General features: G+C 44.4%; 9 protein-coding genes. 5 read left to right on the top strand and 4 right to left on the bottom strand.

Annotation, left to right across the window (positions count from 1 at the left end; genetic code table 11):
- Positions 1-119 precede the first annotated feature (119 nt).
- On the bottom strand, positions 120-701 hold the full coding sequence (locus F8C76_RS03655; RefSeq protein ID WP_116218873.1) for an RNA polymerase sigma factor: 582 nt from the start codon (positions 699-701) through the stop codon (positions 120-122).
- Between the two features lie 251 nt (positions 702-952).
- Here F8C76_RS03655 and uvrA point away from each other — a divergent pair, with 251 nt between their 5' ends.
- The 5 genes from uvrA to F8C76_RS03630 all read left to right on the top strand — a co-directional run bounded on the left by uvrA (position 953) and on the right by F8C76_RS03630 (position 12,684).
- A complete protein-coding gene (gene uvrA, locus F8C76_RS03650) occupies positions 953-3,730 on the top strand; it encodes an excinuclease ABC subunit UvrA (protein ID WP_152130506.1) in 2,778 nt (925 codons plus the stop codon).
- Positions 3,731-4,034: 304 nt separating this feature from the next.
- Positions 4,035-8,474 carry a T9SS type B sorting domain-containing protein gene (locus F8C76_RS03645; RefSeq protein ID WP_170283970.1) on the top strand — a complete coding sequence of 1,480 codons (4,440 nt, stop codon included), beginning with the start codon at positions 4,035-4,037 and terminating at the stop codon, positions 8,472-8,474.
- 47 nt (positions 8,475-8,521) lie between these two features.
- Positions 8,522-9,463 (top strand): PorP/SprF family type IX secretion system membrane protein, encoded by a 942-nt coding sequence (locus F8C76_RS03640; RefSeq protein ID WP_152130504.1) that lies wholly within the window; start codon positions 8,522-8,524, stop codon positions 9,461-9,463.
- 10 nt (positions 9,464-9,473) lie between these two features.
- On the top strand, positions 9,474-11,408 hold the full coding sequence (locus F8C76_RS03635) for an OmpA family protein (RefSeq protein ID WP_152130503.1): 1,935 nt from the start codon (positions 9,474-9,476) through the stop codon (positions 11,406-11,408).
- Between the two features lie 112 nt (positions 11,409-11,520).
- Positions 11,521-12,684, top strand: coding sequence for a hypothetical protein (locus F8C76_RS03630; RefSeq protein WP_152130502.1), 1,164 nt, complete (start codon positions 11,521-11,523; stop codon positions 12,682-12,684).
- A 70-nt stretch (positions 12,685-12,754) separates the two neighbouring features.
- Here F8C76_RS03630 and F8C76_RS03625 read toward each other — a convergent pair whose 3' ends face one another.
- From F8C76_RS03625 to F8C76_RS03615, 3 genes are read right to left on the bottom strand one after another with little or no spacing between them, the layout of a single operon-like run.
- Entirely contained in the window at positions 12,755-14,215 is a 1,461-nt protein-coding gene (locus F8C76_RS03625) for a lipopolysaccharide biosynthesis protein (protein WP_152130501.1), read from the bottom strand.
- On the bottom strand, positions 14,215-15,483 hold the full coding sequence (locus F8C76_RS03620) for a glycosyltransferase family 4 protein (RefSeq protein WP_129654358.1): 1,269 nt from the start codon (positions 15,481-15,483) through the stop codon (positions 14,215-14,217). The genes F8C76_RS03625 and F8C76_RS03620 overlap by 1 nt, the downstream gene beginning before the upstream one ends.
- Positions 15,483-17,915 (bottom strand): YfhO family protein, encoded by a 2,433-nt coding sequence (locus F8C76_RS03615; RefSeq protein ID WP_152130500.1) that lies wholly within the window; start codon positions 17,913-17,915, stop codon positions 15,483-15,485. The genes F8C76_RS03620 and F8C76_RS03615 overlap by 1 nt, the downstream gene beginning before the upstream one ends.
- Positions 17,916-17,938 lie beyond the last annotated feature (23 nt).

Here is a 17,938-nt window from a genome sequence, read left to right as displayed (position 1 = left end):
TTACCGATGTAACGGCTTTTTGTTCTTCAGAGTAAATGTTTTCCATATTCTAGCATTAATGTTTCAAATAGATAACGCCGCTAGAATGGAAATATTGCAGGCTTCGATGTAATGCCCGATTAATTCGTTAAAACGATATTCTTACGATCTACGATTTTTCGAAGATTTATCAAGGCATATCGCATTCTTCCCAAGGCTGTATTGATGCTCACCCCAGTGTTTTCGGAGATTTCCTTAAAACTCATGTCCTTATAGATACGCATGATCAACACTTCTTTTTGATCTTCGGGCAATTCCTCGATCAAAAGGGTAAGATCGCTGTCTATTTGATCTTTGATGAGTTGTTTCTCTGCATTGAGCTTCTCATCCTTGATCACGGAAAAGATGTTGAAGTCATCACTTCCCTCAAACTTGGGCATCCGTTTGTTCTTACGGAAATGGTCAATGATCAGGTTGTGGGCAATTCGCATCACCCAAGGCAAAAACTTGCCTTCTTCACTGTATTTACCCCTTTTCAAAGTTTTGATCACCTTGATAAAAGTGTCTTGGAAGATGTCCTCTGCAACATCCCTATCCAAAACTTTGGAGTAAATAAAACTGGAGATTCTTTGGTTGTGCCTGTTGATCAAGGTCTCAAGGGCCTTTTCGTCACCGGCAATATAGCTCTTTACTAAGATCGAGTCATTAATCTGTAGTTCCATACAAATTACTTTTTTTTGGTTAACATCTAGGGTCTCCCTTTTCCAAGGGAAGCCTTTAGGTATTTAGTTTTTTGTAAAAAAGTAATTATCGCTGTATAGGCCTATCAGATTTTTAATTACATCCCAAATATAGAAAATTAGGTAGGTGACCTGAAAATCTATGTTGTGATTTGCCCGTTTTTATATGTTAACTGATACAATATACGTATTAAGTGGGGGGTATCGTATCTTTGGGGATCTAATTTTAACAGATGGCAACCCCTATAAACGTAGATCCCAAGCAGAATATTATCATTAAAGGTGCCAAACTGCACAATCTCAAGAATATCGATGTGGTCATCCCCCGCAATAAGCTGGTGGTAATCACGGGATTGTCCGGTTCGGGAAAGTCCAGCTTGGCCTTTGATACCCTCTATGCCGAAGGGCAACGCCGCTATGTGGAAAGCCTCTCCTCCTATGCCCGACAGTTTTTGGGGAAACTGGACAAACCCAAAGTAGATTATATAAAAGGTATAGCCCCTGCCATTGCGATTGAGCAAAAGGTGAACTCCACCAACCCAAGATCTACGGTGGGCACCACTACCGAAATCTACGATTACCTAAAACTATTGTATGCCCGTATCGGGAAGACCATATCCCCCATTTCTGGAAAAGAAGTCAAAAAGCATACGGTAACGGATGTCATTAAGTATATAAAGTCATTGCAGGAAGGTGCCAAACTATTGTTATTGGCCCCAGTGACCATCAAGGAAGATCGGGACCCCATAAAATCTTTGGAGCTTTTTTCCAAACAGGGTTACGCAAGGATAAAACACAACGGCAAGGTCATCCGAATAGATCAAGTGCCCGAAGATATCGGGCGCACCTTTGATTTGGTGGTGGACCGTATCATTATTAAGGAGGATGAAGATTTTTACAACCGCTTGGCCAATGCAGTGGACAATGCCTTCTTTGAAGGGAAGGGGCAATGTGCCATTGAAAATTTGGAAAATGGGGAGACCAAAATATTCAGCAACCAGTTTGAACTGGATGGACTAAAGTTTTTGGAACCCAATGTGCACCTCTTCAGTTTTAACAATCCCTACGGGGCCTGCCCCAAATGCGAAGGGTATGGGGATGTTATCGGTATCGATGAAGACTTGGTCATTCCCAACACCGCACTTTCGGTGTATGAAAATGCCATTTTCCCATGGCGGGGCGAAAGTATGGGCTGGTACCGTGACCAATTGGTCAACTCGGCCTACAAATTTGACTTTCCCATCCATAAACCCTGGTTTGAACTGTCCGAAGCACAAAAACAACTGGTGTGGGAGGGCAACAAGCACTTCACGGGCCTCAACCAATTCTTTGAACAGCTCGAGGAGAAAAGCTATAAAATCCAGAACAGGGTCATGCTCTCCCGCTACCGTGGGAAGACAAAATGTTCTGTCTGTAAAGGAAAACGACTCAGGGCCGAGGCCAATTATGTACAGATTGCCGGGAAATCGATTTCAGATATCATTGAACTTCCCATCAAACGGTTGATCCCCTTCTTTGAGGAACTCCAGCTTTCGGAGCACGACAGAACCATTGCCAATCGTTTGCTCAAGGAAATCACCACCCGGTTGGACTTTTTGCACAAAGTGGGGTTGAGCTATCTCACCCTCAACCGAAAATCAAATACATTGTCGGGTGGGGAAAGTCAGCGCATCAACCTGGCCACTTCGTTGGGCAGTAGCTTGGTGGGTTCCATGTATATTTTGGACGAGCCCAGTATCGGTCTGCACCCCAAAGACACCGAAAATCTAATCGAGGTTCTTATTTCCCTTCGGGATTTGGGCAATACCGTAATTGTAGTGGAACACGATGAGGACATCATGAAAGCCGCGGACGAGGTCATTGACATAGGACCGGAGGCAGGTACCTTGGGCGGCGAGGTGGTGGCCACCGGAAGTTTGGAGGCCATTCTCAAGGCCCATTCCCTAACAGCAGACTACCTGAATGGCACCAAGGCCATTGAAGTACCCAAAGAGCGTCGCAATTCCAAAAGCTATATCCAAATCAAGGGAGCCCGGGAGAACAACCTTAAAAATATAGACGTCACCTTTCCTTTAAATATGTTGACGGTGGTCACGGGCGTTTCCGGAAGTGGCAAAAGTACCTTGGTCAAAAAAATACTTTATCCTTCCATATTAAAGGAAGTGGGGGGTTATGGCGAAAAAGCGGGTCAGTTCACGGCCATGGAAGGCAAGTATGCCCATATCAAACATGTGGAGTTTGTGGACCAGAACCCCATTGGGCGTTCGTCCCGTTCCAATCCGGTCACCTATATCAAGGCGTATGACGATATCCGAAATCTCTTTGCATCACAAAAACTGAGCAAACTTCGGGGTTACCAAGCCAAGCATTTCTCCTTTAATGTGGACGGAGGCCGTTGCGAAAAATGCAAGGGTGAAGGCGAGATCACGGTGGAAATGCAGTTTATGGCCGATGTCCATTTGGAATGTGACGCCTGCGACGGCAAACGCTTTAAAAAAGAGATTCTGGAAGTACAGTTCGAGGGCAAAAACATTGACGATATCCTTAATCTCACCATTGATGATGCCGTGGCACACTTCAAGGCCCATCAGCAGGACAAAATTGTGACCAAGTTACAGCCCCTGCAAGATGTGGGGTTGGGCTACGTGACCTTGGGACAGTCCTCCTCCACCCTATCCGGGGGTGAGGCACAGCGGATAAAGCTCGCCTCCTTTTTGGTCAAGGGAAACACCAAGGAGAAAGCCCTGTTCATCTTTGATGAACCCACCACGGGGTTGCATTTCCATGACATCAAAAAACTGTTGAAGTCCTTTGACGAACTCATTGCGAAGGGGCATTCGGTGATTGTGATCGAACACAATATTGAACTTATCAAATGTGCCGACTACCTGATAGACCTTGGCCCCGAAGGCGGGGAAAACGGTGGACATTTGGTGGCCGAAGGCACACCCGAGGAAGTCGTCCAAAACCAAGCCTCCCATACTGCGGTCTATTTGCGTGAAAAACTCTGACCCATTTACGTTTCCCTATTGCATGATCCTATAGCAAAAGCTTGGGCCATGGCACCCCTCTTTTTCATTTAGGTTGATTTTTCCCATCAACCCAAAACCCCTTTTCGTCAATTCGTAAGGGGCATCCATCAATTTACACCCTGTAAAAATGGTCCCACACCTTAATATAGTAGGTTAAAAGCGGACAAAATGATCTATCCATGATCAACAATCTTGTGTTACACCCATTGGAAACAAAAACATCTGGGGCACTTCCCTTCAGATGGAGGCTTCTCAACCCCCAAAACCTACAAACCCAAAAACTATGTACTCCCTAAAACGCAATCTAATACCGTATAGAAAAAGTCTTGTTGGGCTGTTGCTGGCCTTGTTTGGACTCAGTTTTTACCATTTGGGCCGAGGTGCCATGGAGCCCAAAGGGACATGGTCTATCACCACACCTAACCCGAGTACCAAGGCAGAGGGTCTTTATGTAACCAATCTATTGGTCTTTATGGCAGGAATTGTTAACTCGGATTGCAGTGCGATAGATTATACCATAACTATTAGAAATGCGAGTACAGCAGGTGAATCTTTCGCCGAGAACCAAATCACCATTGGAGATAGCAACGACCCTCTTTTCATAGTTAACATGGTGCCTTCGGATAAGACCGGGGATGCCACACCTGCATCTTTTGACCCCGGTGATTCTTGGGAATACATGGCGACCCGGGCTCTTGGCGCAACAGATTTAAACTTGGACCAAATCCAAAACCAAGCTACGGTTACCGCTGGTGGCATAGATTTTCTCTCGGATGATCTGGCTTTACCGGGCAGTAATGACCCCACCCTTACCAATATTTCGCGCTGCCGTAGCATAGGTGCGGTACTCTCTGTTGAAACCAAAGATTGGTTTGGCAATGCCCCAGGCTGTGAAACCATAGAATATCAACTTTCTGTACAACATAATGGTGTGGTCAAAGAATCCTTGACCAATATACAGATAACCAACATTGGTCCCAATCTCACTTTTGTGTTGGAAACCCCCAACGCAGGTGATGTTAATAGCAACAATTTCCTGGATGCCAATGAGATTTGGAAATACACCGCCACCCGCCCTTTGGACCAGAATGATTATGATATCATTACCTTAAAAGAACAAGTAACCGTCTCAGCGGAAGTAGATGGCAATCCTGCGGCCACAGTCAGTGACCTTTCCCATCCCAGTGATTTTTTGGATGACGGTACCACAGATATCGATATCAACTGTGAAAAAGGAACCATTTCCTTGATCAAAACAGCTACAGACCTTGGGACCTGTAATCAAATTTTGTACACCTTTACCCTGACCCACTTAAATACCGTACCCTATAGTTTTATCAATGTAACTGTTGAAGACCCTGTTTTTGGGGGTTATATTGCCATTCCACCCATAGAAACCATGAATGCCGATGGCAAACTGGAGCCCGGCGAAATCTGGACCTATCAGTTATTCTATAATATTACTTTGGATAACATTACAGACGGTAAAGTGGTCAACCAAGCCTATGCCAAAGCCGAAGCCGAAGGAAAAACTCCTTTGATCGTATCCGTGGATGCCTCCGACCCCAGTGATCCTAACCAAGACCGGGAAACTGTTACCGACCTGTCTGCCTGTGCTCCAGACATTGCCATTGTTAAAACGGGTATTGCCCAAGACGATATGGGCAATGATGGTGGCTGTTTTAGAATACGATATACATTTTTGGTGACCAATGAAGGCGAAAATGGCAATCCATTGCATAATATAACCCTGACGGATGATTTGGTGGGGAATATTGGTTATACTTCGGGAGACAATGGTGATAACATTCTGCAAGCTGGTGAAACATGGGAATATACTGGATTCTATGCCATTACCCCAGAAGATCTTGCAGCAAAAAAGGTAGAGAACACAGCACATGTTTCGGGAGAAGATCCTTTATTGGGCCTTACTGTAGAAGATTGGTCCGATTTTGAAAATGTGGATGAAGACCGCCCCACGGTTACGGATATTTCCAATTGCGTACCAAGAATAGCCTTGCTTAAAACCGGAGTTGCCAAAGATGGTTTTGGTAACGATGGAGGCTGTGTATATATCGATTACACTTTTACGCTCACCAATGAAAGTACAGAAAATCAAACCGTAGATAATGTCATCATTAATGATCTTGATTTAGGGTTTGTATTAAATGCACCAACAGAAGGTGACATAGGAAATGATGGACTTTTGGGCCCCAATGAAAAATGGATTTATTCCAACGTTGATTACCTGCTTACCACAGACGATCGAATTGCAGGAGAAGTTCAAAATCGAGCTGTGGTTACGGCTACAATGGCTGGTTTTCCAGAAATAACAATAGAAGATTATTCCGACTATGAAAGTATTGACGAGGATAGACCTACTATTACAAAAGTCTCCGATTGTGAACCCCGAATCGCTTTGATCAAAACAGGCATGGTCAATGCAGATTGTTCGGCCATAGACTACACTTTTACGGTAACCAATGAAAGTAATACTGGTGAAGTATTTGAAAATGTGGTCGTCACGGATTTGGACCTGCCCTTGGTCATCAATGGCCCTGTTGGGGATTTAAACAATGATACCTTACTAGATCCTGATGAGACATGGACCTATACGGCCACCCAGCCCATAAGCCCTGACGATATCAATTTTGGCTGTTTCCACAACCAAGCGCAAGTGACAGCCAATGTACTGGGCTTTGTCAATCTACCCGTGCAAGACCTTTCGGACGATAATAGCCCCGATGAGGACGATGTCACCGAAGTGGACCTGAGCAGTTGCCAAAACCCAGCCGTGGGCCTTATTAAACAAGCGGAACTGTTGGACATCAACAACGATGGCTGCCCAGAAAGTGTGGCCTATACCTTTACCTTGGAAAATATAGGGGATGCAGACCTGCATGAAGCCGTGTTAAACGATGATATGCTGAACGGTGAGGTGCCCGGCCCTACCCCAGAAAGTGATGATGGCGGGGACGGTATCCTTTCCGTAGGCGAAATCTGGACGTACCAAGCCATTTACAACATTGTCCAAACGGATATCGATAACGGTTTTGTGGAGAACACCGCCACTGTGACCCTGTCCAATCTCTGTGCCACTGCGGAAGCGACAGATACTTCAGATGATAATTCCAATACGGAGGACGACCCCACCAACATCACCATCCCCAATGATGCCTGTACCGATGGCAATGCCAGCATTGGCCTTATCAAAACAGGAATAATTCAGGACGTGAACCAAGACAACTGCCCTGAAAGCATTCTGTACACTTTTACCGTGACCAACAACGGGGACGTTGGTCTGGATACTGTGGAACTTATGGATGACGCTTTGGGTGGAGCTATACCCGGCCCCGTGCCCGGAACCGATGAGAACGAGGATGGTGTGCTTTCCCCCAACGAGACCTGGACCTATGAATTCCTATATGATTTGGTCCAAGAAGATATCGATGCCGGATCCAAGGAAAACCAAGCTACGGTATCGGCCGAACCTCTTGGTTTTGACATCAAAATACAGGATGATTCCGATGACAATAGCCTGTTGGAAAATGATATCACCAGTACCACCGTGCCCAATAATGCCTGTACCACAGGTTCGGCCAGTCTGGGCTTGACCAAGATGGGTGCTCTCGCCGATGTGAACCAAGATGGGTGCTTTGAGAGTATTCTGTACACGTTTGTGGTGATCAACAATGGGGAAGTGGATTTGGACACGGTTGAAATCACCGACAATGTCCTTGGTGCTACCTTGAATGAACCCCTACCGGGCGAAGATGAGGGCAATGATGGTATCTTGTCCATAGGTGAAAGTTGGACCTATCAAGCCCTGTATGCCATCCTTGATACCGATATCAACAACACTTATGTTCAGAACACGGCCCAAGTAACCGCAGAGTTAATCAATACGGCCATTGGCGTTCAGGATACTTCGCACCCCAGCGACCCCTTATCCGATGGCCCCACCATTACGGATGTCCCAGCGAATGCCTGTACCAACGGCTCCGCAGGAATAGGACTGATCAAAAAAGGTGATTTGGCAGATGCCAAAGGGGATGGTTGTATGGATTCCATTACCTATACGTTCACCGTGACCAATACCGGAGAGGTAGATCTTGAGGAATTGCTCTTGGAAGATGAAAAACTGGGAGGCTATATTGCAGGCCCTGTCCCTGGAACGGACGATGGTAATGACGGGATATTGTCCATCGGCGAAAGCTGGACATTTAGGACTTCACACCCCCTTACCCAACAGGATATAGACAACGGTTCGGTGACCAACCAAGCCATGGTTACTTCGCAACCCGTAGGGTTTGAAGCTCAGGTCATTGACCTATCCGATGACAACAGCCTTGATGAAAACGATCAAACTGTAACCATGGTACCCAGTGATGCCTGTCCTAGTGAGGGCACCGACCCCAATTTTGAAATCTACACCGGAATTACCCCCAATGGGGATGGTATCAACGACTTCTTTAGGATTGATGGCATTGAAGCCTATCCCAATAATACCCTGAGAATTTTCAACAGATGGGGGGCCTTGGTCTACGAAGCCGATGGCTACGGCATAGGAAATGAAGTGTTCACAGGTGTATCCGAAGGTCAGGCCACGATCATGAAAGACCGAAGCCTGCCCAGTGGCACTTACTTCTATATTCTGGAATTTGAAACCGAGAATCCGGGTGAAGCCGCCTATTCAGGATACCTCTATATCAACCGGGATTAATGCAACCAAGCCATTATATAATGACGTCAACATTCAGAATACCCAATATGAAAGGATTTTTAATTGCACTATTATTTCTATTGGCGCTATACAACGCTCAAGGTCAACAAGACCCCCAATACACCCAATATATGTACAACACCCAGATTGTAAACCCTGCCTATGCAGGTTCTAGGGAAGTAATGAGCATTGGGGTTTTGGGCCGTACCCAGTGGTTGAGCCTGGAAGGTGCTCCCCAAACAGGTACTTTTACGCTCAACTCGCCCATTGGTGTTTCAAAGAATATGGGGCTTGGGCTGTCTATCATTTATGATCAAATTGGTCCGGCCACGGAATCCAATGCCATTGTGGACTATTCCTATTCCATCCAGTTGGCCCGGCATAATATCAGCAAACTATCCTTTGGGCTTAAGGCGGGCATAGACCTCTTGGATGTGGATTACACCAAGTTGAACATCTATGACCCCAATGATCCCTTTTTTCAAAATACAGTGGACAATAAACTGCAACCCCAAGTCGGGGCCGGAATCTATTACCATACCCAAAAATTCTATGCCGGGTTCTCTGTACCTAATTTCATGAACTCAACGCATTTTGATGAGGGTTCATTGAACGATGCGGACTTGGAAAGTATAGCCGTAGAGCGATTGCACTATTTTTTTATCACGGGTTATGTGTTTGACCTCTCGTCCAACCTAAAGTTCAAACCCGCGACCATGGTAAAGTTTGTGAGTGGCTCACCACTGCAATGGGACATGTCCGCCAATTTTTTGATCAATGAAAAGGTTGCTTTGGGAGCGTCTTACCGGTGGAATTCCTCCATAAGTGCCATGGCAGGGTTTCAGATTTCCCCATCCATGTTCTTGGGAGTGGCCTATGATTATGACTCAACCTCGATCAAAGATTACAATAGTGGTTCCTATGAAGCACTGCTCCGATTTGACCTATTCCATAAAACAGACAAAGTCCTTACACCTAGATTCTTTTAAAATTCACCATATGAACCACAAAACCATCCTTGGAATTCTATGTATCATTTTTACCATATCCATTTCATACCCTCAAAAAAGCGTTATTAAAAAAGCCAATGAAGATTTTGACTCCTACTATTTCATAGATGCCCGGGAAATTTATCTAAAGATTGTAGATGACGGTTATGAGTCCCCACAGGTACTTAAAAAATTAGGGGATACCTACTATTTTAATAGTGAGTATACCGAAGCTGCGGAGTGGTATAAAAAATTGATGGAGAAATTCCCTAATGATGTAGACCCTATTTATTACTACAGGGCTGCCCAAAGTTTCAAGAGTATTGGCGATTACCAAACCTCCAAAAAAATGATGGGAACCTATGCCAGCTTATCTTCCAATACGGAAATTGCAAAAAACTTTATGGAGGGTTATGCCAAACTGGACAGTTTGGTAGGAATTAAATCCAGTACCTATGAAGTGGCCAATATTACAGGTTTACTCACCAGTTCTGATTTCTCCCCAGCCTTTTATGGGGACAAGGTCGTTTTCGCATCCTCTTCAGGAAAAACCGAAGGAGACAAAATACACAATTGGACGGGCCTGCCCTATCTGGATTTGTTTGAGGCCGAAGTGGATGAGGATTGGCGGTTGTCCCATCCTAAACCGCTTGAAGGTGACATTAACACCCCTTATCATGAATCCAATGCCGTTTTTACCAAGGATGGAAAAACAGTGTATTTTACCCGAAACAACTATTTCAAGGGACGAAAAAGAAAAAGCAGACAAAAACTGGTCAGCCTTAAAATATACCAAGCCACCAAAATGGATGATGGTTCTTGGAAAAACATCACTGAACTACCCTTTAACAGTGATTCGCACTCCGTGGCACATCCGGCCTTATCCCCAGATGAAAAGCGCCTGTACTTTTCATCAGATATGGAGGGCACGCATGGAGAGTCGGACATCTGGTATGTGGATATTCTTGGGGATGGTTCCTTTGGAACGCCTGTCAATCTTGGTCCAAAAATCAATACGGAAACACGGGAAGGCTTTCCTTTTATTGGAAAGAACAACAACCTTTACTTTTCCAGTGATGGGCGTTTGGGACTGGGAGGACTTGACATTTTTGTGGTTTCCTTGGAGCCCCAAGGAGAATTTGAGGAAGTGACCAATCTCAAGCAACCCATTAATTCCAATAAGGATGATTTTGGTTTTATCTTGAATGAAGAAAAAAAGATTGGCTATCTGGCCTCCAACCGGGATGGTGATGCCGGAAGTAGTTCCGATGACATCTACAGAGTGTGGGAAAGCTGTGGCATAACCATTATACAAGGAGCCATTTCAGATTCCAAAACAGGCCGACCCTTGAATGGGGCTACGGTGACCCTCTTGAACAAGAACAACAATATTGTGGCCGAAACCACCACGGACAGCAGTGGCAATTACATATTTAAGGGTATAGTGGATTGCAGCAAAGAGTACACGGTTCATGCGGAATACAAAGATTATTCTCCCAACCAGAAGAGCACGGTCACTCCACGGGGTTCCCATACCGAGCAAATGGATATTGAACTCACGCCTCCAGAGTGTCCTATTGATGATTTGGGATGTAGACTGACTCTACAGCCAATTTACTTCGATTACGGAAAATCCAGAATACGCCCTGATGCCGAAGTAGAGCTGGCTAAAATCCTTGAAGCCATGAAACAGTATCCGGAACTTTCCATACATATTGAATCGCACACCGATTCAAGGTCTAGTAGCCGTTTTAACCTTAACCTATCCGAAAGACGTGCCCGAGCCACTCTGGAATGGTTGGTGAAACAAGGGATAAACCGAAATAGGTTATCTGCAAAGGGCTATGGAGAAACCCAATTGTTGAACAACTGCTCCAATGGAGTGAGGTGCTCAGAAGAAGAACACCAACTCAATAGACGTTCGATGTTCATCATCAAAGATTAAATTTATTTTATTGATAATCAATATGTTATAAAAATTTTATTTTTTTGGCACGCTGCTTGCTATTACATAGGTGGATGTAAATAGGTACATCTAGAACATAAAACCTTGTAGTATGAAAAAGTTAGTACTCTTTATAGCAGCGATCGCTTTCGGTACACTAGGTACCCAAGCCGCCAAAACAGAAGATAATGTTGTGACCGCCACAACATATCGATATGGAAACTCATTCATCTTCGTGGAAGACGGGGTAACTTTTTCAGTATACCCTGATGGTGAGTTCGATTTTTACTTGGACAACCGAGTGAATGTTGGTGTAGGTGCCCAAATTGGAAATGTGGGCATTACCTTCAACTCTGGGTATAACTACGATCCTTATGTGCAGTATGATGATTATGGTGCCGTGATCCAAGTAGAGAACACCCCCATTTTTTATGATTATTATGGTCGGGTTTCACAGATAGGAAGTGTGGATATCTGGTACAATAACGGTAGGGTAAGACGCCTAGGTGGATTGCATGTATATTATAATGGTGGTGTATTCAGTCATTACACAGGATTCATCAATATCTATAACAGACATTATGTATATCGTCCGTTCCACAGGTACTTTGCCAGACCTGCCATAGGATTCTGTACGGTATATTCTTCGCCATATAGAAGATATTACAGTCCTATCAGATATACGTACTATGCTCCTTACCGAAACAACTATAGAAGGGCTTACGCCAAAGTTGGAAGGTCGTACAAGTACAATCCTGACAGAAGAAGTAGGGTCTATAGAAATGACAAAAGAGTAGCGGTACGCGATAACGCCAGTATACGAAGAGGATACACAGGGCGTAGCAACAAAACTGTGGCCCGCAACGATTATAGGAAAGGAAATACCGTATCTCGCTCCAACACTGTAAAAAGACAGGTTGCCCCTAACAGGACCAGCAGTAAAAGAGTGTACCAGAAAGCGGATGGTGTATCCCGAAACAGTGGTAGAACCGTAGCCCAAAAGCAGGTGACCCGGACCCCAAACCGGAAAACCGTATCGCAAAGAAAGGTTACCACTACCCCTAATCGTAAAACGGTGACCAGGACCACTACAAGTACTTACAAAAAGCCACAGGCCAGAAGCAATTCAAGTAGGTCTGTAGTGAGCAGACAAAGTGCTCCCAAGAAGACGGTTTCCAGAAGTACAAAAAGTACTAATGTGAGAAAAAGTACTGGTCGTACAAGCAATAGAAGCAGTAGCGCTGGAAGAACAACAAAAAGTTCCAGAAGGCAATAAAGATAGTTTTTAGGTTGGTTAGTTGTTTACCCCGTAGTTGGATTTATCCGCTACGGGGTTCTCTTTTGCACTACTCCTGTCTTTTCTTCAACCATTTGGAAAGTACGCCGGAAACATCCTCTGAAATTTCAAACCGATATAAAATCCCAACATACATCACAACAATCAGCATGGATTTGAGCGCAATATTAACGATGGGATGAAAGGGAAACTGCAACATATTGAACAAAACGGCCAATAAGAACAATGTAGCAAAAACCTTAAAAGTAGCCCCTGTAAAAGGCAAAAAGCCAAACTTTTGCTTTACAAAACCCAACTTCACCACATTAAAAATGAAAATGGAGACAAAACTAGCCAAAGCTGCCCCTGTCATGCCCCACTTTGGAATAAGTAAAAAATTCAACACAATGGTCAACACGGCCAAGCAGACCCCGAAAATTAAAACCGTTTTATAATACTTGGAGTTGAACAGGATGGAGTTGTTGTTTCCCAAAAGCGAATCGAACACCTTGGCCAGACCAATCAAGAAAACAATGATGAACCCATTCCGGTACGATTCCGGGAGCAACAGATATAGATCGTTCAAGTTGAGTATGATCAAAACAAATAAAATCCCCGATGCAATAAATAGTGTCAATGAGGTTTTTTGATACAATTTTTTCAGACCCACTAGGTCTTGGGTATTCAACAATTCAGCAGTCAGTGGATAGGTGATTTGGTGCATGGACCTCGATGGCACTATGATCACTGTGGCAATATATACAGCAACCCCATAGTACGCTACATTTTCAATACTGATGAACTGGTTGAGCATCACCTTATCGATTTCCAATAAAATCAAGGCGGCCGAACCCCCCAAAATAATCAAAAAGGAATAGGAAAGTATTTCTTTGGTATGCGCCGGAAAATTAAAATCCAACCGGGGAAACCTAAGGGTATAGGCATATATCTTTATAATCACTGTTCGCAACAGGTACAGTCCCACCAAACCTTTGAAAAAGACATCCAGCGAAATAATTTCAAAATACAATAGAATCAAAAGGATGGAAACCCCTATCCTACCGAACACCTCTTTCATGAAATTTCCAAAGACCGATTTCAGATGTACTTTGCACCAGGCATAAAAAACCTCAAAATATGCCATGGCCAACCCAACCACAAAAACATACCAGAGATAATCCTTGACCATTGGGTTTACTTCCGAAATCAAATTCCCCAAAGGCTCATACCAAAGGAACCCTACCAAAGCCACAGGAACAGTCCCCAGCAAGGGAATCAATAGCATCAATGTTAAAAAAGAATCCTTTTCGGAATCTTGGCAGAAACTGTAATATTTCACCATAGTGTTGTGCACCCCAAAGGCCATCAAGGGCATTAAAATGGCGCCTGATGCCAAGATAAAAGTGACCAATCCGTAGTAGGCATCCGGTAAAATTTTGGTATATAGGAAAAGGGTGTTCACCGCACCAAACAAAAAACCCAGATAGGTGACCACAACATTTTGTATGGACTGCTTTAGTACGATTCCCATTAGATAAATTTAGCCAAACTATGGGTCAAAGCTCTTCTGTGGTATTGCTCCACATCAATTGAATTTATTTGCAATTCCCCCTGTTGATACGTATTGAACCAATCCAAAAGTACTCTTTTTAGGGATGCCACATCAGCATGTAAAAAGAACGCTCCGGCTTGAGCCGTGGTCACCATGGTACCCGCTTCCCAATCTTCCGGACCTATGGCCAAAATGGGTCGTTTGGCATTCAAATATTCAAAAAGCTTGCCTGGGATAATACCCTTGGTTTCTTCGGAGTCAATTTCCAGCAATAGCAATACCTGCGACTTTTGCTGTACTTCCAAAACTTGGTCATGGGAAAGATATCCCATCTGATTCAGGTAGGTGTCAAGTCCAAATTCATGGATGGACTTGAGCACTTCCTCCCCTACCACTCCAGCCAATTGAATCCGAAGCGTATTCCCAAAATCCTTGTTTTCTTGGACAAGTTCGGCAAGAGCTTGCCATAAGCCGATAGGATTCCTCCCTGTAAGCAATGACCCAATATGGGAAATCGTAAAGTTGGTATCTTGGGTGGTAGGTTTTAAATCCTCATCAAACCCATTGGTGATCACTTTAATGGGTTTGTCCGTGATGGCTTCGAACTCCTTTTTGGTGGTTTGGCTCGTCACCACAATTTTATCGGCGGAAACCAATACTTCTTGTTCCAGTTTTTTGTGTTTTCGCTTTGCGTATGAGGTCAAGCGTAGTTTTTTATGGTATCCTATGGTGGTCCATGGGTCCCTGAAATCGGCAATCCATTGGATGGCGTATCGTTTCTTTAAACCCAAGCCTATCAAGTGTAAACTATGGGGCGGTCCTGTAGTGATCACAGTTTTAATGCCTTCATCCGCTATGACCTTGGCCAAATATTCCATAGAAGGGCTTACCCACAACTTACGGGCGTCGGGGATAAAAAAATTGCCACGTATCCACAATAACAATTTTTCCATAAACGAGGGGTTCTTTTCCTTAATGATTCCGGAACTGATGGTCTTCGTTTTCCTTTTGGAAAGCAAGGAAGCCCAAGCATAGGGTTCCTTTATGGGTTGTTTCAGTATTTTGACTCCCTTGGGAACTTCCCCGACCAGCTTTTCATCAATGATAGGATAGCTGGGATTTTCCGGTACATAGACTATGGGACTGAATCCGAATTCGGGCAGGTATTTTGTGAACTTTAGCCACCGCTGTACCCCTGGTCCTCCGGCTGGAGGCCAATAATACGCTATGACCAGGATCTTTTGCATCAGGATTCCTCGGATTTGTTGGAAACAAAGGAATAGCCAACGCCTCCCACAATGATCAATCCGAGTAAAATACAGGCCGCCAAGCTAATCTGACTCCCCGTTTCCACCACCTTGGGTTCAAATTTGAACTCGATTTCATGGGTTCCCGCCGGCACCTTCATCCCACGAAGTGCATAATCTACCTTATAATGGGGCTCGGGTTTACCATCAATAAAGGCATTCCAACCTGAAGGGTAATACATTTCGGAAAACACGGCAAAACCTTCGTTGCCATTGTTAGTCTGGTATTTTAAATAGTTGGGGCGATAGTCTTCCAATCGAATGGAAGCCAGTGAATCCAACTCATATCGGTTCTTGGTCAAACGGGGATATGCAGTGGTATTGACCACCGCTTCCAATTTTGAATCAAAATCCTTGAGCGCTGCAATCTCCTCATTGGCCGATGAAACCGAAAGCAGACGTTCCACGAACCAAGCATTGCCATTGGCATTATCATTCAATGCAGGAAAGCTGTTCCCTTCCTCATCTTGCTGGATGATATATTTTACATTGAGCATGTTCAACACCTGCAGATTGTTCTGGTACAGATGGTATTCGAACAAATCTTGCAATGCTCTAGGTTTTGCGGCATGGTACCCTCCAATGGACTTATGGAAATAGGAGGTTCGGGCACCGTTCAGGCCTTCCTGTGGATCAAATACTCGGTAGATGGAATCATCCTGTTGAATCATTTGGTCCAGTTCACTCGCCTGGAAGGGAGTATTTACCTGACGTTGGCGTACAAAATCCCCCTCATTCACGTAACGAAGCGCCACCCCGACCAAATCAAACACTATCAAAACACCCAGAGCCAATACCAAGAAATTCTTGCCTATTTTCTCTTTTATGAACAACCATAGGACCACCGCGGCAAGTGTTACATAAATTAAAGATCGTATCGTGTCGCTGGTATACACTGCTTCCCTATCCCTTTGGATCATGGTCATGACGTCATCACCAAAATATCCGCGGTACATCTCATCACGCAGTCCTTCAAAATCAAAGAATCCTTTTAGAAGAAAAATAAATACGCCCAACCCCAAAGTGATAAAGAAACTCAACTTCAAAGCCTTTAGTTTTTCTTTGTCGTCCCCGGATTTTTTGAAAAGCTCCCACAGACCCAATATGCCCAAAACAGGTAAACAGAGCTCCAACACCACCTGAATGGAGGAAACTGCCCTAAACTTGTTGTACAATGGGAAGTAATCAATCATAAAATTGGTAAGGGCTGGGAAATTTTTACCCCAAGAAAGCACTAGCGCCAATATAGCACCGGTTAAAAGCCACCATTTTCGCTTGCCCTTCGTCAGAAAAAGTCCTAAAAAGAAAAGGAACACCACAATGGCCCCCACATAGGCAGGTCCTGCAACTATCGGTTGGTCTCCCCAATACAACGGCAATCCACTGGACAATTCCAAAGCTTTGGAGGGTGGTAGCCCCTGGCCTACCAAATATTCAAACACCTTGGAATCCGTTCCTAGGTCTTCATTGCCTGAACCTCCAAACATCCTTGGGACAAACAAATCCAACGATTCAGCAATTCCATAGCTGTACTGTGTAATGTATTCCTTGTCCAATCCATTGGAAGCCTGCATGGGCGTTCCATCCGGGTTTACAGTCAATTCTGACTTACCGCGTGTACTCCAATCCGCATATTCCTTTGTGGCCATAAGTCCTGTGGCATTGGCCGCTATGGAAAGGGCCACGGCCAAAATTAAAATCCCTACGGAAAGGAACAGATGTTTTAGTGTCTTGTCCTTGATGGCATAAATAAGCTGAACCAATCCCAACACCAACACCAACAACATAAAATAATACGTCATTTGGTAGTGGTTGGCGCTGATTTCCAAGGCCATGGCCAACGCGGTCAAGATAAAGCCCCAGAGATACTTTTTTCGAAATACCAAAACGATACCCCCCAGCACCATGGGAATATAACCCAAGGCATGGGCCTTGGCGTTGTGTCCCACCCCTAGAATGATGATGAGATAAGTAGAAAACCCAAAGGCCAGTGCCCCCAAGGCCGCCAGTCTAAAATCTACCTTAAGACACAATAGCAGAATATAAAACCCTATAAAATATAGAAAAAGGTAATCGGCAGGTCTAGGCAAAAACCGAATCAATCGGTCCAATTTTTTTACGTAATCATGCGGATAATTGGCCCCCAATTGATAGGTGGGCATACCACCAAAGGCGCTATTGGTCCAATACGATTCCTCACCGGTAAGCTCTTTATAATCGTTACGTTCCTTGGCCATACCCTTGTACTGGGCAATATCGGACTGAAAAATGGCCTTTCCCTGCAATACAGGATAAAAGTAGACCAATGCCGTAAGTATAAATAAGCCTAAAACACAAAGATGTACGATAAAAGCCTTGGGAGAAAGTTTCATGGATAGGTTTTGAAAAGACAAAT

The sequence above is a fragment of the Flagellimonas olearia genome (assembly GCF_009184425.1).
In the GTDB taxonomy this organism is placed as follows: domain Bacteria; phylum Bacteroidota; class Bacteroidia; order Flavobacteriales; family Flavobacteriaceae; genus Flagellimonas; species Flagellimonas olearia.
The sequence above is the reverse complement of the archived record's forward strand: the minus strand, read 5'-3'. Positions and strand labels throughout refer to the sequence as shown.